This is a genomic window from Paenibacillus thiaminolyticus (assembly GCF_003591545.1).
GTDB lineage: Bacteria > Bacillota > Bacilli > Paenibacillales > Paenibacillaceae > Paenibacillus_B > Paenibacillus_B thiaminolyticus_A.
Genome location: NZ_QYZD01000034.1, coordinates 37,019 through 54,651, shown reverse-complemented (window position 1 = coordinate 54,651; position 17,633 = coordinate 37,019). Strand labels below are relative to the sequence as shown.

Here is a 17,633-nt window from a genome sequence, read left to right as displayed (position 1 = left end):
AGGAGAAGTAACAGGCCGCCACATCGGCGAAGGAGAAGTAGTAGGCCATCATATTGGGGCAGGAGAAGTCACGGGCCGCCATATCGGCGAAGGAGAAGTAGCCGGCCATCATATCGGAGCAGGAGAAGTCACGGGCCGCCATATCGGTGAAGGCGAGGTAACCCGCCAACATATTGGGGCAGGAGAAGTAACAGGCCGCCACATCGGCGAAGGAGAAGTAGTAGGCCATCATATTGGGGCAGGAGAAGTCACGGGCCGCCATATCGGCGAAGGAGAAGTAGCCGGCCATCATATCGGAGCAGGAGAAGTCACGAGCCGTCATATCGGTAAAGGCGAGGTAACCGGCCAACATATCGCAGCGGGGAGCATCCGGACTGAGCACTTGGAAGAGGGAATCTTGAATTCGATCGTGCTCCAGCCCGGAACGGTTACACCGGAGTCCTGTTCCTTCGTTCCCGTGCGCACTGCGATGCCGCGCGCCGGAGCATTGCAGCAATTCGGGATGAGCGCATTTCTGCTTCAGGGGGAGACAGACCGGGTAGACGTCCGCATTGCCTTCGATGAGCCGTTCCCCAATAATCAATATGTGCTTGTCGCTATGACCAACCACCCGGAATGCCATGCGGTGCTCAAATCGCAAGCAACGCACAGCGCCGTTTTGGAAATACACCGTAGAGATCCACAGTCACAGCCGTTCGGCTGCGTATCCTGGATTGCGATCGGCTAGCTTGCGGCCGATCCGCCGGTGAAGCAAGACAGCCGCCAGATGCCAACTGGCGGCTTTTTGACATCCTAGCGATCCGCCGGGTTAGGGGAGGAAGCGGGCCGAATGTGCACATGTGCCGTTACACTCTGGACTATGCCTCATACAATGGGATGTAAATACATGTGCAATTTGCCCGGGAGGGATACGTGCAATGGCTCATTCCAAAAGATTTCGTTCTGCGCGAACGCGTCCCCGCCGGCAGGTACGGCGACATCGAATTCATAGTTCTGCCGATCCCTTTGTGTCGGTCATTATCCCGGTTTTGAATGAACGGCGAACACTGGCCCGTGTCATTGAGCGGGCGGCACAGGTGCATCCCGCCTCAGAGGTCATCGTCGTAGCGAACGGCACGACGGACGGTTCAGACCGCATCGCAGAAAAGATGGGAGCACGGGTTCTTCGTTATGCGATCCCGCTTGGTCACGATAAGGGGAGATCTGTTGGAGCCGAAGCTGCGGCAGGACGAATTCTGCTGTTCATCGACGGCGATATCGTGCTGCCTGCAGCGGACTTGCGCCCGTTCGTCCATGCGGTGAACAATGGCGTCGATGTCGCTCTCAATAATTATCAGGGACCCGTCCGGAAGCATGATGTACATGGAGTTGTATTGGCAAAGCACGCCTTAAATGCCATGCTGTCCCGGCAGGATCTGGGGGGAGCTTCTATGACTGCTGTTCCGCATGCATTAAGCCGTCGGGCGCTTGAACTGATCGGTAGCGACGCGGTATCCGTCCCGCCGCTTGCGCATACGATGGCCGTCGTATATGGGCTGAATATCCGGGGAGTGCATACGATTGACGTCGGCCGCATAAATCGGAGACGAGTGCGGGGGCTGCGCGAGGATCCGTTGGAGCCGCTGATATGTCAAGATCATATGCAGGCGATTCGCTGGTTGATGGAACAGCGGGGCCCTCGCGGTGGCCATTCGGATTTGACCAGACAACGGGAGCGGGTGACATGATGCCATGAGAAGGAAGCGATCCTTCCGCAGAACAAGGAAGGTTATCCGGGGTCTGCGCCGTTCACCGCGTCGACGCCAATCGAGCCGGGGACGAAGAAAGGGCTACCGTCGCATGCAGGCTGGCCGCATGATCAGACGCAGCCGGCTCCGGCAACGCGGACATAAGCAGCTTCCGCATTGGAAGCCTCCGCTATCTGTGCCGCAGGCAAGCGGAGCGTGGCGCCATGCGGCGCAGGATGCGGGAAGGCGGCACGGCGACGAATATGCCGCATTGGGCGGGCAGGATACGTGCAAGGACATCGTCCGCTTCATGCAAAGCCGGTTCACCGAGTTCCTCGCGCCATACCGGCTGGAACCCTTATCCTACTCGGAAGTCAGGGAGTTGGCGAGAGCGTACAGAGCCGGATTTACGACAGGAAGGTACCAGAACGGGAGGGAAGCCGTACTGATTCCGACCACTAGGCCGATCGATGCAATCGTGTGCGCCCAAAATGAAGAAGACAGCATCGCAGGAGTGTTGAAGGAGCTCGGTCGCTTGCCGTTGTCGCACACCATCGTCGTGGTGAACGGCTCCTCGGACGGCAGCTTGCAGGCGGTGCTGGAAGCTTCGGAGGACGCCAGCATCGTTCACTACCCGGAAGCGCTTGGCCATGACGTTGGCCGCGCTATCGGGGCGAGTCTGTCTCAAGCGGAGATTCTGTTATTCGCGGATGCCGATATCCCGATTGCTGCGGAAGAGCTCGGCGCTTTTATATGGGCATGCGACAATGGGGTCGATGTGGCTCTTAACGACATCAGTCCGTTCCTGGGACCTTTCTTCAAGCGGGATGGAATTACACACTGCAAAGAGTGGCTGAACCGGAGCCTGGGCCGCGCCGATTTGCATGCCAATTCGCTGACCGCTGTCCCTCATGCCATTACTCGCCGCGCGCTGGATACCGTTGGCGTGCAGAATTTAATCGTTCCTCCCAAATTCCAGACGCTTGCCTTGTCCCGGGGCTTGCGCACGGAAGCGGTGCATGCGGTCGACGTTATCGGAAGGAATCGGATACGCCGCACGAATGTAGGCGCATCGAATCCGGTGGCCGAGCTTATCATCGGGGATCATGTGGAGGCATTTCACTCCTTATGGGAGGAAAATGCGTCATTCTTCAGCGAGAAGCACCAACGCGAGCAGATTGCCGAGAGGAGGAACCGGGGATGATTTGTCTCCTCCGCCCGGCAGGTGCGCATATGAAGCGTATTCGTGAAAGCCCCGTACCGTTACAGAGTGGCGGTTTCCCCAACATACTCTTAGGAGGGAATCGAATGAAAGGAATTATTTTGGCGGGAGGTACAGGCACCCGTCTATATCCATTGACGAAGCTCATGAATAAGCATCTGCTGCCTGTTGGCAGGCATCCTATGGCCAGCTATGGCATCGAACGCCTTCGTGCGGCGGGCATTACGGAGATTATTATGGTTATCGGGAAAATGTCAGCATCCTTATTTACAGAGTACTATGGGAGCGGGCGGTCTTATGGCGTTCATTTGACCTTTGCCATCCAGGAGGAAGCTGGGGGCATCGCCCAAGCACTCTCGCTGGCGAAGCCGTATATTGCTCCAGGAGAGAAATTCGTCGTACTGCTCGGCGATAATTTATTCCGGGACGATCTGGCCTCGTATGCAGCGGCATTCGGCGATCAGAGGCCTGGCGAGGCACGCGTTCTGCTGCGTGAAGTGTCCGACCCGGAGCGATACGGAGTGCCTGTCTTCGACAGCGCCAATCCGAAGCGGATCGTCCGCATTGAAGAGAAGCCGGAGCATCCGCCATCATCGTATTGCGTCACGGGCATTTACATGTATGATACCGATGTCTTTCAGCATATTGAGGCGATTGCACCATCCAAGCGCGGGGAATTGGAGATTACGGATGTCAACAACCGGTACGCTGCCGCAGGCAAGCTGCACTATGATGTGCTTCGATCGTGGTGGACGGATGCGGGCACGTTCGAGTCGCTGCATGAAGCGGCTCAAGAGTTGAAGGAGGTCGAGTTATGAACCGGCTTCTCGTAACCGGAGGCATGGGGTTCATCGGCAGTAATTTCATTCTTTATATGCTGGCCCGTCGCCCGGAAATGCACATTACGAACCTGGATGTGCTCACTTATGCAGGCAATCCGGATAATTTGCAGCATATTGCCGATAGCGAAGCCTATCGATTCGTACGGGCCGATATTACGGATGCGGCGGCTGTGGAACAGGTTATGGCGGAGGGAGCATTCGATGCGATCGTGCACTTTGCCGCCGAATCCCATGTTGATCGCAGCATTGCCGATCCGGAGTCATTCGTCCGCACGAATGTGCTAGGCACGTTCCGATTGCTGGAATCGGCACGCCGCCACAGCATTCCCCGCTTTATTCACGTGTCGACCGACGAAGTGTACGGAACGCTTGGATCAACCGGATTTTTCTCCGAAGAATCCCCGCTCATGCCGAACAGCCCCTATTCCGCCAGCAAGGCCGGATCGGATATGCTGGCACGCTCCTATGCCCGCACGTATGACATGCCAGTCATTATTACCCGCTGCTCGAACAATTACGGTCCGCGCCAATTTCCGGAGAAGCTTATCCCTACCATTATTACGCAAGCGATCCGGGATCGGCCGATTCCCGTGTATGGGGACGGCTCCCATGTGCGTGACTGGCTCTTCGTCAACGATCATTGCGCAGCCATTGACGCAGCGCTGCGGCATGGGCAGCCGGGCGAGGTCTATAATATCGGCGGCCACCAGGAGCGCACGAATCTGGAGGTTGTCCGAATGGTGCTGAACGAGCTAGGGAAGCCAGAATCGCTGATTGCCTTCGTCTCCGATCGCCCGGGTCATGATCTGCGTTATGCGATTGATCCTGCCAAGACCGAACGCGAGCTCGGATGGACTCCGAGCGTAAGCTTGGCCGAAGGGATGAAGGAGACAATATCTTGGTATGTGAACAACCGCTCATGGTGGGAACGTGTCCTGTCCGGAGCGTATTTGAACGGAAGATAGTTGTCTGATTTCTATACCGAAGCCGGCGCGCTGTCCTTTCGCCATACAGATGAAGCCAGGAAGGGAGGAGACATGAATGGCAAAAATTACGGTTCGCCGCCGGCGCATTTCTCGTGTAAGGATGCTGCGGGCTAGCCGTAAGGGACGCCTGTCCCGCAGAGCAGCACATCTGTACCGCAGGCGGCAGCCGCCCGGGGAGCGGCCGGTACGGCAGATTAAGCGCAATCGTAGGCCTGCTGCTGAGCCTGCTGCCGGCACGACGCAGGAGACGCCGCCTGACGTGGATACCGAACGGCGGCTCAGTTATGAGGACGGGTTCCGCAAAGGAAAGTATGAGGGCGGGGAACGCATCCTGGCCCGGTTCCTTCCTGACATGACCCTGCTTCCGGATATCTCGGTGGAGCACGTTATCTCTTTGGGAGTGGAGCAGGTCCGCCATTTGCTGAAGCCGCTGATGGGAGTGGAGGAAGTGTTCCAGGAGCTGGAGAAGGCACTGCAGGAGCGCGCTCCGTGCTCGCTCGTGCGGCTGGGAGACGGCGAACTGCTGGCATTGGCGCATGATACCGTGCTTAGCGCGGAATTAGTGCGGAGGGAGGGCACATTCCTCGAATATTCGGGCATGAGTATTCCGGATTACGCCCATCGTGATCAACTGGCGGAGGCCGTGCGCAAAGCTTCGATTATCGGCGTGCCAGTTGCCCCGGAACCGAACTTCCAGGGGCTGCTGTTCCCCGTTTTTCAAGCGTACGGCATCCAAATCGCGCCACGCCGGTTTACTTTATCTACCATTAATTACTTGTTGGCCGAGGAAGGTTATTTGACTCGGCTGATCCAAGGCAGGCGCGTGCTCGTCATCGGCAATACGGCCCATTCCCTTGCCGCGGTTCTTGCAGACAAAGGAGCTGTTATCGCTGGTGCAATCTCCCCGGTTAAAGGCATTCATGACATTCCTGGCGTTCTCGAGGAAGCCGCCGAGCATGATTATGATTTGGCTGTTGTCGCTGCAGGCATTCCTGCCGTCATCCTGGTTCAGCGCCTTGCCGAACAGTTCTGCAAGGTCGCCATTGATTTTGGACATTTGGCGAATCTCATAGTAGAAGGCAATATTCAAATATCTTAACTCAAATGAAGGAGGTGCGCCGAGATGCCACCAGTGCGTTCCCGCCGTGACATTCGCCGTGTGCACGCAGGCAAGCGGCGCGTCCCCGCATCTTCCATGCGGGCTGCATCCGGACGGAGCAGACAACAACGATACGATCGAGGATATGCCCGCGGCTATGCGGAAGGGTTACGTGTCGGGCAGGCCCAATACGGAGTTCCCTTCGACGGCACGAGCATCATCATCCCAACGTATAACAAGGCCGACCTGTTAGAGCAGTGTATTGCCAGCATCGAGGACCATACACCAATCTCCCATGAAATCATCGTCGTCGACAACGCCTCGACAGATGGCACCGCTGCCTATCTTCACCGGAATACCGGGAAGCTTCGCTTCCATATCCATGAGCATAACCGCGGCTTCGCTGGAGCGGTTAATACGGGGCTGATGATGGCGAAGGGACAGACGATCTGCATATTGAACAACGATATTCTCGTAACTCCGAACTGGCTCAATAATCTTCTTAACTGCCTCCAGAGCGATGACAAAATCGGAATGGTCGGGCCGGTGACGAATTTCATCAGTGGAGAACAACTGATTGAAGTTCCTTATCAAAGCATTGAGGATATGTATTCGTTCGCAGCGACATATAATGTGCCGAATGCGGGAAAATGGCAAGGAACGGATCGGATCGTCGGGTTTTGCCTCGTATTCCGCCGGGAACTGTTCGAGACGACCGGCTATCTCGACGAAGGCTTCGAGATCGGCAATTTCGAAGATGAAGATTATGTGCTTCGTGTTCGCCTTAACGGACGCAAGCTCGTGATTGCGCGGGATACGTTCATCCATCATTACGGCAGCATAACGATGAGGGAGCTCGGGGACCAGTTTGAGATTATCAATGACAAAAACGCGGCATTTTTCCGTGACAAATGGGGAAATTCATTCAACTTGGTGCAGCGCGCGAGGGAAGCGAGCGGGGGTTCGGGACTTACCCGATGCCATGATTTCTACCCGACGCATGTTGCGGTCACCGGATTGACCGATACGGTCTACTGGGTCGAGCACGGCACGAAATATCCGCTTGTCGGCCATTTCGGCGTCCCGATCGTAACCGTCTCGCAAATCGATCTGCGGGGCTGGCCGACAGGACCGGCCATGGATGCAGGGGATGCCTATGACAAATGGCAGCGCCAATCCGAACCGAACGGGGAGATCGCAGATGGGGCCGTATTCACGACCGAAGCAGGAAAATGGTACCAGCGTCAAGGAGAGAAATACCGCGAAATTATTAGCGAGCATGCCCTCCGCAGATGGCAGCTGGAGAACCGGGTGCAGCCGCGAACGGATAAAGAGAGAGACGAATTGAAAGAGGGGCTTCCGATCATTCCGGCGCCGGTTATTACCTCCTTTCACTTGTAAGCTGTGACTGCCGATGAGGCTGGGCTTCAGAAAAGGCGGCGGTTGTGGGCAGTTTTGGGCGGATGGCCCGTATACACTTGCCTATGGCCCGCATATGTTAAGACAAGGAAGCGGAGCTAACACCTGTGTGATCCGTTATTTTGCCGGGGAGGAAGAACCATGCATAAGGTCGTGGACGAAATTATTGTTCACATGTCCCATACGCATCAGCATATGGCACGTGTTCTGGACGCGGAACGTCAGGTTGCGGTTCGGATGGCACAGCTTATTCACGGCCTGCCCGACGTTAATCCCGATTTTGCCGGCTTGAGCGGACTGAAGGCGCAATCCGCTGCATTAACAAAAAATATCGTCGCGTACCTGAACGGTATCGCGGAGTTGGAAGAGGCGTTGGCAGAGCAGCTTGAACATGTTATCAATGAATTGAACGACGTTAGCGAAGAATGAATCGATAGGGGGGAGACCGGTTGAGCAGAGAGCACTCCTATCATCTTATATTGGATGCGATAGCCAAGATGCAGTGGAATGTCGCCATGATTTTGGAAGCCAAAGCGGTGGAAGCAGAAAAAACGCGAAATTGGATGCTGAATCATTTGACAGAGACCGCTTTTGTCAATCATAAAGAGCAAATCAGCGATCCGTTGGAAATTCATGATCAAATTGTTGAGGTCCTTGACGGATTGACCAAAATCCAGCTCAGTCTCGCCCGGAACATGAAGATCGTCCTTAACCGGGGAGAATCGGAGTCGATGGGAGACGGGGTAGGAGGCGACTCTTTCAGCGGAGATTTTGATTCAATGTGATTTGAGGAGATAAATGGTCATGATGCACAGATCGCAGGAGGATGAAGCCAAGCTTGAAATGATCCAGGCCATCGTCCGCAGCCAGTCTGCCCTGGCCCGGATGTTGGAGCACCTTGCGGATGTGACGGAGCATGCGGAAGGCTCCGTCAAAGGAATCAAAGAGGATATCCGGCTGCTGTCGAACTACCAGCTGGCGCTATGCGGCATGATCACTGGCTGGCGTTCCCGTCACAAGACAACTGGAACTCCTGCAACGCCCTGGTTCAATCCAGCTTATTTCGACAGAGCCGTACTTGACCCGAGGAGTACAGGAGGGTGAATCTATTGAAAAAGCGTTCACACACACGAAGACTGGGGCGCAAGACCGTACGCAGCGGCCCCGTTCGCGCCCGCAAAGGATCTCGCCGGCGTCTATCCGGCCGCTCCCACAACCTGCGGAGAAGGGGGCTGCGAATCGTCCGCCGGAGGAGGAGAGGCTCTTCTCAATCCTATAAGAAGGGCTATGACGGATCTTATCAAGCAGGGTACAATGTCGGCTTCGCCAAAGGCTTCGAGGACGGCCACCAGTTGACATATTCCGAACATACCGGATAGGCTTATGAACAGTCAGATGCTTGCCGCACACGGCGGCCGCTGGCTGTTTTTATTTGTCCGGAAGCCCTTTTTGACCATGGATGGATAACCGTCCATGATGCACTTGACGGAGCGGCATATGATGAATGGATGATAGACTACCGATGCAGCATTTGCGAGGCCGCGTATGCCGGATCGCAGCATGCCACATAGAAATGAATGTCAAAAAGGAGCGATCCCATGCGTACATCACGCTCACGCAGGCCGCAAGCCCGAATTCATATGAATCAGCAATTTCGATACAACGCCCGTCATCAAGGACGCATCGCAGGGTTCAATGATGGATTCCAGGATGGCTATCTGCGCGGACGGGCGGATGTCATTATGAAGACGCCGAGGGAGCCGATACCGATGCGGCCGCTCCATGTCTGCTATGTGACAACGGGCAAAGGGTATCCTTATGCCCCGCTGGATGAAGGCATGCGCAACACATGGCAGGAACTGGTCAGCCAAGTGTCGGTTTGCGGGCCGCGGGATGGCGTTGCCGCCGTGGCAGGCCAACAGCGGCCCGATTTGGTTTTTGCCCTGGACGGCATGGATCTTCCGGTGGAGCAAGTCGATGCGGTGCGGGCGCTTGGGATCCGAACCGCCCTATGGATTACGGATGATCCCTATTATACCGATATGATGAGCTCTATAGTGACGCATTATGACTATGTTTTCACTCTGGAAGCGAACAGCGTCGAGTATTACCGTTCGCTTGGGGCGAACGTGCACTTTTTGCCGTTTGGCGTCTATCATGGCCATTTCCGGCCTCTTCGCAGCCCCGCTAAGGTACGAAGGGAGATCAGCTTCATCGGATCCGCCTATTGGAACCGGATTCGGATGATCGAGCCGATTCTGCCCGAACTGATGAAGCGAGGCTTGGTTCTGACCGGCTTATGGTGGGAACGGCTGTCTCAATTTCCTCAATACGCCCATCAGATCGAATTGAACCGCTGGATGGACCCGTACGCGACGTCGGAGGTGTACAACGGCAGCAAGATTGTCATTAATTTGCACCGCGGTCATGACGACGAGTCGAGCAACCAGAACCGGATCAATATTCCGGCCCATTCCCCGAACCCGCGGACTTTCGAAATCTGTGCCTGCGGAACGCTGCAGCTGACGGACGTGCGATCGGATATCTCCCAATTCTATACCCCCGGCGCGGAAATAGAGACCTATTCTTCCCCGGAAGAGATGCTGGCCAAGATCGACTACTATTTAAGCCATGAACAAGAACGGCGGGAGATCGCCCTCCGCGCTTTGGCCCGGACGATGCGCGAACATACGTATGCGCACCGCTTGAACCAGGTGCTGGCTACCATATTCGAGTAGAAAGGCACGATCGCAGGACGGTGCCATCCTATGCCATTCCATTGCTTCTGGAGGTGAAGGCTTCCGTCTCTCTTACGAGGAACGGGCCACGCAAATGAAACCGACAATGATGTTATTTTCGCATATGTGCAACCAAGACTTTATTACCGGGGCGGAGAAACATCTTCTTTTTCTCGCTCACGAGTTAAGGACCTGGTATGAATGCATTATCATCGTGCCTCAGGAAGGCCGATTATCGGCTCTGGCCCGGGCAGCCGGCATTCGAAGCGAGATTATGCCCTGCCCGCTGATGTACTCTCTCATCCGGCCGAACGCCGATCTCCCGGAGGAATGGGAGCGTTGGAAGCGGACTCCCGAATTCGAGGCTATCGTCGACCTGCTGAGGCATATGCAACCCGACATCGTCTTGACGAATACGGCGATCCACCAGCTTCCGGCCGCCGCAGCCGCTTCGCTGGGAATTCCAACCCTGTGGGTCATCAATGAGACCATCGCCTCTACTCCGCACACCTCCCTCGCCGCGGCGCTTATCGGCTCGCATGCCGATGGCATTATCGGTACATCGGAGACGACGCTTCAACCGATCCGCCCTGCGGCGGGAGACACCCCGCTCTATCTGCTGCCTCCATCTTGGCACCCGAACGCGCTTCAGCCTCGCTCCTGGCCCCGCTTCCGCCGCAGCAAGAGAAAAGAATTGGGGATAGCGGCGGGACATGTGCTGATCGGATATATAGCGGCTGCCTTCTATCCCGAAAAAGGGCTGGACCATTTTGTCCGAATGGCGCTTCGAGTGGCGGTTCAGAGGCCGTTCGCCCGCTTCGTCATCCTCGGAGAGCCGACGGATCACGGTTACTACGATGCTTGTCTCGGGATGATTGCGAATTCTCCATACGCCGATCGGTTCCGGTTCATTCGCTTCGAGACGTCGGTGCAGCATGTGTACCCGGCGATGGATATTGTCGTGGTGCCCAGCTTGCTGCCGGAGGGCTTCGGGTTAACGGCGCTGGAAGGAATGATATTCGGCAAGGCGGTCATTGCTTACGCGTCAGGCGGATTAGCGGAAATATTAGCGGCGACGGGGAACTCCGCTTACTCGATAGAGACCGGGAACGAGGAGCGACTGACACAGGCCGTTGTTGATGCGACCCGCAGCCCTTCGGTATGGAGAAGGGCGGGCATTCGCAACGGGACGAACGCCGTTCGGGTATTTGGCCATGCCGTGTTCCGTGCTCGGCTGAAAAAGCTGCTTATTAATCAGGTTCTTCACCATCGGCACAAATACCAAGTCATCCAAGGGGATGCTCCCGATGTGTTCGTCGCCGAATCGGATAGGGGCACGTACCGCCGCGTTGCTCCCGGCATGCTGGAATATGCATCACTGCTGCCCCAGGCACGTCGAATACCCGCCGAAATCCTGTACGGCGTTATGTCTCCCGCAGGTTCACCGGACGACCAACTGCGGCTGCCCTTGTTCCGCCACCCGCAACGGCGCGGCAGGCGGAGGGTGCGGCGGGGCGGGCGACTTCACCGCCGCAGGCGCCATTGGCCGGGGGCGTTGCGAGCCCGCAGGCGGAAGAGGAAGGGGCTCTATCGCTCCCGGATGCATCGAGGCAAGCGTCTTCGAAAAAAACGGTGATCGTTCACAGAATAGTCATATTTTTTTAAGTTTCGTTTCATTTCCGTTTAATCTTGCTTTAGGTATCGGCGCTTATGATCGGGAGAGAGACTGCGGCGCGCCGCCGGCAGGCGGTGCGTCCGTTAGCGCAAATGAAACGGGAGGTCTACGATGTTAGAAGTGAACAACGTCAGCAAATGGTATGATGATCGCCGGGGCGTGGAGGATCTTCAATTCGCCATCGAGCAGGGCGAGATAGTCGGCTTCCTGGGGCCCAACGGGGCAGGCAAGACGACGACGATGCGCATGATTACCGGGTATTTGAACCCGACTCGCGGGAGTATCTCGATTGGAGGCTTGACGATGGCCGAGCACGGCGCCCAGGCAAGAAGCAAGATCGGCTACTTGCCCGAGACGCCGCCCCTCTATCCTGACATGTCGGTGAAGGCGTATTTATCGTTTATCGCCGATCTGCGAGGAGTCCCTGTACGGGAGCAGAAGCAGCGCATCGCGGAAATGCTGGACAAGCTGGGGCTTCGCGGAAGAGAAAAGCAGATGATTCGCAGTCTGTCCAAAGGGTACAAGCAGCGGCTGGGCTTGGCGCAAGCCATTATGCATAAGCCCGATCTGCTTGTGCTGGACGAACCTACATCCGGGCTTGACCCGAACCAGATTATTGAGATACGCGAGCTGATACGCGAATTGGGAGAGCAGCATACCGTTCTGCTCAGCACTCATATTTTGCCTGAGGTGAATACGCTGTGCAATCGGGTCCTCATCATCCATCAGGGCCGTCTTGTGCTGGATGAACGGCAGGATCGGCTTGGGTTAGTGATGGGGCAGACCACCTCGCTGCAGCTGGAAGTGAAAGGAAAGGAGTTCGAGATCATCTCTATTTTAACCGCCCTTCCCGATGTAGCGTCTGTCGATGTTCTGGCTGAGGCCACCGAGCCGGTACCCGGGAGCGGGACGGAGCAGGAGAGAGAGACTGAGGATGAAGAGACTGAATCCCGTGGCGGCGCACGCTCCGGCAGCCCAGCTGCGGAGGCGGGGGCAGAATCCGGCATCGCGGCGGAACATGCGGATGCGGATGAAGCGAACGACGGCATAGTAGCAGGGGAAGAGCAGACCGGAGCGTCGCAGCCGGATGCCGGCACTCCGATCGTTGCACTTCGGGTCATTCCGGCAGAACAGACAGATGCGCGGGAGTCTATTTTTTTCGCACTTGCGAAGGCGGGTTACCCGATTCTCGAGATGAAGCGGGATACGACCAGCCTCGAGGACGTGTTTATTCGGCTTACGACCGAGGAGGAGGTGCAAGATGCGTAGATTTCGGGCGATCTTTCGCAAGGAGCTGCAAGCTTATTTCACCTCGCCGGCCTCTTATGTAGCGTTTGCCGTCTACATGCTTATTTCGAGCATGATGTTTTATTTGAATTTCGTGATGTTCCAGCCCAGTATCATTGATTTCCGGCTCGTCTCGGGCAATGCAGTGTTCATGTATGTCTTCGTCATTCCGATGTTGACGATGCGGCTGCTGGCGGACGAGTTCCGCCAAGGCACGGATGAGCTGCTGTTGACCTCACCGGCCCGGCTGAGCCACATCGTGATCGGCAAATATGCGGCGGCGCTTGTCGTGATGGTGCTGCTGGTGTGTCTCAGTCTGCTGTACCCGCTTATCATGTCGTTCTTCGGCCCGCTGGATTGGCCGGTTCTGCTTACTTCGGTACTCGGGATGCTGCTGTTAAGCGCAACGATGGCCGCGGTCGGCTTGTTCGCGTCCAGTCTGTCGCAGCACCAGATGGTGGCGGCAATCGCGGGCGTGGTCATCCTGCTTGCCTTCTGGCTGCTCGATATGCCCGCATCCACCTCTCCGGAATGGGGAAGCTGGATTGCGCCATTTGCCATGAATCTTCGTCTGGAGTCATTCATGAAGGGTGTGATCAGCGGGGCGGACGTGCTCTTTTTTGTAACGCTCTCCGCTGTGTTTATCGTGCTGAGTATTCAAGTGTTGGACAGAAAGCGGTGGAGGTAACATGAAGATGAAAACATGGCTGCGTCGTGGCAATGCGGCAATAATCTCTGCCGCAATAGTAGGTATTTTCGTGCTGATTACTTATATATTTCAATCCTTCTCGGGATGGCAGTGGGACGTGACGAAGAACAAATCCTTCACGTTGTCGGAGCAGACGTTATCGGCACTCGCTTCCATCGAGAATCCGATCGCCATTAAGCTGTTCACGACCCCGAACGATGATGAAGTGCTTGTTCGCGAGGTTGCCGACATGGCGGAGGAATATGCGAAGCGTAACCGGAATATTTCATTCAAGCGGTATGATCTGCTGAAGGAGCCTTCGCTGGCGGAGCAGTACAAGCTGACGGCAAGTTCGATTGTATTCGAGCAGGGAACCCAGCGGAAAACGGTTGGCTTATTTGAAATGTTCCAAGCCGGGCAGGGATATTCGTATCAGTTCAGCGGCGAGGAAAAAATGACACAGGCGCTGCGAAGCCTGGCTTCAGACAAAAAGTCAGTGGCTTACGTTCTTAGCGGTCATCAGGAATTGCCGCTGGCGCAAATGAATGTGCTCCGGACAAGCTTGGAGGAAGACAATGTGGAGCTCGAGGATCTGAACCTGCTGCAGAAGGGCAGCATTCCTGAGGATGCCGATCTCATTATGCTAATTGGGATGAAGCAGGATTTGAGCGATAAGGAAGCGGAACTGCTGCAGAAGTATGTGGAAGGCAATGGAAAGCTGTACATTGCGCTCGGGTTCAATGAAAAGATGGCCACGGAGTGGCCGAATATCGATGGTCTGCTGAAGGCGCTCGGCGTCGAAAGCACGAACTCGGTCGCCGTCGAGCCGTCCGAAGGATTGCTGTATGATCCGTTCACGATTATGCCGGATTATAACGAGCATGAGATGACAGAGAAGCTTATCCAATACCGGATGATGATGACCTTGTCGTTAAGCATTCCGCTGAAGCTTAGCGAGAACGATACGTATGAAGCGCAAGAAATATTGCACACGACCGAACAAGCGTACGGAGAGACGGATATCCCGCGCTTGGTTCAAGAAGGCAGCGAACGGGATGATAAGGATATTGCAGGTCCGTTGACACTCGGAGCGGTCGTCCAGTCGAAGGACGGGCAACCGAAAGCTGTCGTAATCGGCGGTTCCAGCTATATGGCGGATGCTTATATTTATACCCAGGGCAATCGCGACTTCGCGTTGAACAGCATCCACTGGCTGGAGGAGAATCAGGATCAGGTAACAATCCGGCCGCGCGAGAAGGATGCCTACCAGCTTGCGTATTTAACCCCGGTTCAAGGAAAAACGATTTTGTGGGTGACCGTCATCGGATTCCCGGCCATGCTGCTTCTCATTGGAGCGGGACTGTGGTGGAGAAGGAGACATGCGTCATGAAGAAGCTGATGCCGGCCGCACTGCTGCTTGTTGTCTTCTGCATTTTGTACTGGTATGCATCGTCGAATCAATTTTTTATCGATATGGACAAGGAAGCGGAAGCCGCGCCAGTCCTCGTGAAGGCGGCAGCCGAACAAGTGGACGCCATTGAATTGGAGACCGAAGGCAGGCCGTTGAAGCTGGTGAAGGTAAAGGAAGAATGGAAGGTGCAGGGGAACGAGGATTATCCGGTAAGCTCTTATGCGGTATCCGATTGGATCACGACGTTTACCGGGGTGGCGGGACAATCCGTAGTGGAAGAGGAAGCAGCGGATATGGCCAAGTACGGCCTTGATCAACCTGTTGCGGTGTACTCCATTCAAGAAGGCGGGAATGTCCGCCGGATTGAGGTCGGAGAGAATACCCCGGTTCCCGGAACGGTCTATGCCCGGGCAGATGGCGGGAAGACGGTCTATCAAGTGTCTGAATCCGACTTGTCGGGCCTGAAGCGCTCTGCCTTTGACTTTGCCCGGAAGGAACCGTTGACGTTCACGCTGGAGGAAGTTCGGGAATTCAAGTGGTCATGGGAAGGACAAACTTATGATCTGAAAAAGGAGCCAACAGCGGAAAATTCAGGCGATGAAGCGGAGAATTGGAGCCTAAACGGCAACAAAGTGACGCAAGAAAAAGCGGTCTCGCTTATCAATGCTTTCCGCTTCCTGATGATTGATCGCGAGCCGGAACGGGAACAGGCTGTATCCGGAGCCGGGGCGAAGGAGGAGTGGTCGCTCACGATTACGCTGCAGCCAGAGGCAATTGACCCGGCACAGCGGGAAGAGACAGCGGTGACGAAGCGATATGGCGGCTACATGAAAGAGGAGCATATGTGGATAACGCCGGAAGGCGACGCATGGGCTTACCCGGTTGATGAGCCATCCTTCAATGAAGCGATTCAGACGTGGCAGGATGACGGCACACAGGAGGAATGACAATCCAATCCGAAGTTCAATAAGAAGACACGGCTGCCGTTCACGGGCAGCCGTGTCTTCTTATTGAACTTATTGCAATTCAGGCCAACGAAGCAGAAGCGCCGCTTGGGAGAAGCCGCCTCCGAAGCCGTACAGCAATGTCGTATCGCCAGGCTTCAGCTTCCCTGCCGCCAGGGCGAGGGAGATGGCCAGCGGAATGCTTGCTGCCGATGTATTGCCATAATAGGTGACGCTCGTTAAGGTCCGTTCCATGGGAATGCCGCTTCGCTCACTAATCGCTTCGATCATTCGAAGGTTGGCGCTGTGCGGAATGAACCAGTCCACCGCATCCGCATGCAATTGAAGCTGGGACAGGATGTTTCCCACGCCGATAGGGATTTGCTGCAGCGCCCATTTATATAGTACGCGGCCGTTCTGCACCAATTTCCCATCCTCTCTGAGTTCCACATCTCCAATTCGGTCGGCGGTGGCGCGACGGTACAAGACCGCCTCCGTATCCCCCGTCGTAGCCGACAAAGAGGCCATAAAGCTGTCTCTTCGATCATCCGCCTCAAGCAGCATCGCTCCGGCGCCATCGCCGAACAATATGCAGGTGCTGCGATCGGTGTAGTCTACGGTCTGGCTCAGCACTTCCGTTCCGATCACGAGTACGCGCTGATGCATGCCTGCCTCAATTAAGCCAATCCCTAGCTGAAGACCGCTGACGAAGCCTGCGCAGGCATTGGAAATATCGAGAGCCAACGCATCATGCATCCCGAGCCGAGCCTGGACAAGAGCCGCCGTATTCGGGAAAAAAGCATCCGGAGTGGATGTGGCAACCAAGACCGCATCCACCGGCCGCAAGTCAACTCCGTGGCGCTCCGCCAAGTCATTGGCCGCCTTCACCGCCAGATCGGAGGCGTAGACGCCCGGATCCACGATCCGGCGTTCCTTCATTCCGGTACGGGTAACTATCCATTCATCATTCGTGTCCACCATCGCGGCCAGATCGTTATTGGTCAATCGACGCTCGGGGACAAAGGAGCCAAAAGCGGTAATGCGGGCTTTCGTATGCAAACGTGTTATTGGCATAGGTTTCCCTCCGGTGCTAATATTAGTACCTGGTACTAAATAATAATGCTCCGATGCCGCCTTGTCAACGAAATTTGCAGCCGGTAAGGATAGGATCTTGTCTGGCTGCGGAAATTTGCATAGTACAGAAAGGAGTGGCAGGGGCGGTAAAACCTATCGGGATAACATCCCGGCCTCGGCGCATGCTAAGTGTGGTGATAATCCAATTGAAATCATCTACACAAGGAGGAAAAGCGATGCTTAAAAAGATGGTCCTTCTCACGTTGGCAGCGGCAATGGTCATGTCCATGGGGTTGACGGGCTGCGCGACGAATCCCGATAACGTGACAACGAGAGGCGCCAAAAACAACATGCGTACCCGTACCGCTCAGGACGGAATCAATCCGCTCGGCATGAACACGAATTTGGATACCAACGCGAACAATTATAACGGTACCCGCACACGCGGCTATGGCGTCGATGGCATCGGTACTCGCGGCTACGGCGTAGACGGTACCCGTGGCATGGGCCTAGGTACCCGC

19 protein-coding genes and 1 pseudogene are annotated in these 17,633 nt (G+C 55.8%); 18 read left to right on the top strand and 2 right to left on the bottom strand.

The genetic code is table 11. The features are described from left to right. A partial coding sequence (locus DQX05_RS24935) for a hypothetical protein (RefSeq protein WP_220483266.1) occupies window positions 1–352 on the bottom strand: 352 nt, incomplete at its 3' end. A 45-nt stretch (window positions 353–397) separates the two neighbouring features. Between DQX05_RS24935 and DQX05_RS24930 the strand changes: the two genes are divergently transcribed. The 17 genes from DQX05_RS24930 to DQX05_RS24850 all read left to right on the top strand — a co-directional run bounded on the left by DQX05_RS24930 (window position 398) and on the right by DQX05_RS24850 (window position 16,041). Next, window positions 398–727 carry a WIAG-tail domain gene (locus DQX05_RS24930; RefSeq protein ID WP_119796049.1) on the top strand — a complete coding sequence of 110 codons (330 nt, stop codon included), beginning with the start codon at window positions 398–400 and terminating at the stop codon, window positions 725–727. 190 nt (window positions 728–917) lie between these two features. Further along, window positions 918–1,727: a glycosyltransferase family 2 protein gene (locus DQX05_RS24925; protein WP_119796048.1), complete on the top strand. Its 810-nt coding sequence runs from the start codon at window positions 918–920 to the stop codon at window positions 1,725–1,727. Window positions 1,728–1,854: 127 nt separating this feature from the next. After that, window positions 1,855–2,931 carry a glycosyltransferase family 2 protein gene (locus DQX05_RS24920; RefSeq protein WP_119796058.1) on the top strand — a complete coding sequence of 359 codons (1,077 nt, stop codon included), beginning with the start codon at window positions 1,855–1,857 and terminating at the stop codon, window positions 2,929–2,931. A gap of 104 nt (window positions 2,932–3,035) precedes the next feature. Then, window positions 3,036–3,767, top strand: a complete 732-nt coding sequence (locus tag DQX05_RS24915) for a sugar phosphate nucleotidyltransferase (protein ID WP_119796047.1) — start codon at window positions 3,036–3,038, stop codon at window positions 3,765–3,767. Next, a complete protein-coding gene (gene rfbB / locus DQX05_RS24910; protein WP_119796046.1) occupies window positions 3,764–4,756 on the top strand; it encodes a dTDP-glucose 4,6-dehydratase in 993 nt (330 codons plus the stop codon). Before DQX05_RS24915 ends, rfbB begins: the two co-directional genes overlap by 4 nt. A 76-nt stretch (window positions 4,757–4,832) precedes the next feature. Further along, a complete protein-coding gene (locus tag DQX05_RS24905; protein WP_259392215.1) occupies window positions 4,833–5,876 on the top strand; it encodes a GT-D fold domain-containing glycosyltransferase in 1,044 nt (347 codons plus the stop codon). 24 nt (window positions 5,877–5,900) lie between these two features. Continuing rightward, on the top strand, window positions 5,901–7,277 hold the full coding sequence (locus DQX05_RS24900; protein WP_119796045.1) for a glycosyltransferase family 2 protein: 1,377 nt from the start codon (window positions 5,901–5,903) through the stop codon (window positions 7,275–7,277). 159 nt (window positions 7,278–7,436) lie between these two features. Further along, window positions 7,437–7,724, top strand: coding sequence for a nucleoside-diphosphate sugar epimerase (locus DQX05_RS24895; protein WP_119796044.1), 288 nt, complete (start codon window positions 7,437–7,439; stop codon window positions 7,722–7,724). Window positions 7,725–7,744: 20 nt separating this feature from the next. Beyond that, a complete protein-coding gene (locus DQX05_RS24890) occupies window positions 7,745–8,080 on the top strand; it encodes an alpha-helical endospore appendage domain-containing protein (protein ID WP_119796043.1) in 336 nt (111 codons plus the stop codon). A gap of 19 nt (window positions 8,081–8,099) precedes the next feature. Continuing rightward, window positions 8,100–8,399 carry a hypothetical protein gene (locus tag DQX05_RS24885; RefSeq protein WP_119796042.1) on the top strand — a complete coding sequence of 100 codons (300 nt, stop codon included), beginning with the start codon at window positions 8,100–8,102 and terminating at the stop codon, window positions 8,397–8,399. A gap of 5 nt (window positions 8,400–8,404) precedes the next feature. After that, the gene (locus DQX05_RS24880) at window positions 8,405–8,674 is read left to right on the top strand and encodes a hypothetical protein (protein WP_259392214.1); all 270 of its coding nucleotides are present in this window, start codon (window positions 8,405–8,407) and stop codon (window positions 8,672–8,674) included. Between the two features lie 219 nt (window positions 8,675–8,893). Further along, a complete protein-coding gene (locus DQX05_RS24875; RefSeq protein WP_182914890.1) occupies window positions 8,894–10,033 on the top strand; it encodes a CgeB family protein in 1,140 nt (379 codons plus the stop codon). Between the two features lie 94 nt (window positions 10,034–10,127). Beyond that, a complete protein-coding gene (locus DQX05_RS24870) occupies window positions 10,128–11,669 on the top strand; it encodes a glycosyltransferase family 4 protein (RefSeq protein WP_259392213.1) in 1,542 nt (513 codons plus the stop codon). 150 nt (window positions 11,670–11,819) lie between these two features. After that, complete coding sequence (locus tag DQX05_RS24865) at window positions 11,820–12,977, top strand: ABC transporter ATP-binding protein (protein WP_119796041.1); 1,158 nt, start codon at window positions 11,820–11,822, stop codon at window positions 12,975–12,977. After that, window positions 12,970–13,683, top strand: coding sequence for an ABC transporter permease subunit (locus DQX05_RS24860; protein WP_119796040.1), 714 nt, complete (start codon window positions 12,970–12,972; stop codon window positions 13,681–13,683). The genes DQX05_RS24865 and DQX05_RS24860 overlap by 8 nt, the downstream gene beginning before the upstream one ends. A gap of 7 nt (window positions 13,684–13,690) precedes the next feature. After that, complete coding sequence (locus tag DQX05_RS24855; protein ID WP_119796053.1) at window positions 13,691–15,073, top strand: GldG family protein; 1,383 nt, start codon at window positions 13,691–13,693, stop codon at window positions 15,071–15,073. Continuing rightward, window positions 15,070–16,041: a DUF4340 domain-containing protein gene (locus tag DQX05_RS24850; RefSeq protein WP_119796039.1), complete on the top strand. Its 972-nt coding sequence runs from the start codon at window positions 15,070–15,072 to the stop codon at window positions 16,039–16,041. Before DQX05_RS24855 ends, DQX05_RS24850 begins: the two co-directional genes overlap by 4 nt. Before the next feature lie 69 nt (window positions 16,042–16,110). Here DQX05_RS24850 and DQX05_RS24845 read toward each other — a convergent pair whose 3' ends face one another. Beyond that, window positions 16,111–17,112, bottom strand: a complete 1,002-nt coding sequence (locus tag DQX05_RS24845; protein WP_119796038.1) for a ketoacyl-ACP synthase III — start codon at window positions 17,110–17,112, stop codon at window positions 16,111–16,113. A 236-nt stretch (window positions 17,113–17,348) separates the two neighbouring features. Here DQX05_RS24845 and DQX05_RS24840 point away from each other — a divergent pair. Beyond that, window positions 17,349–17,633 (top strand): annotated as a pseudogene (locus DQX05_RS24840) (hypothetical protein); the annotation flags it as partial.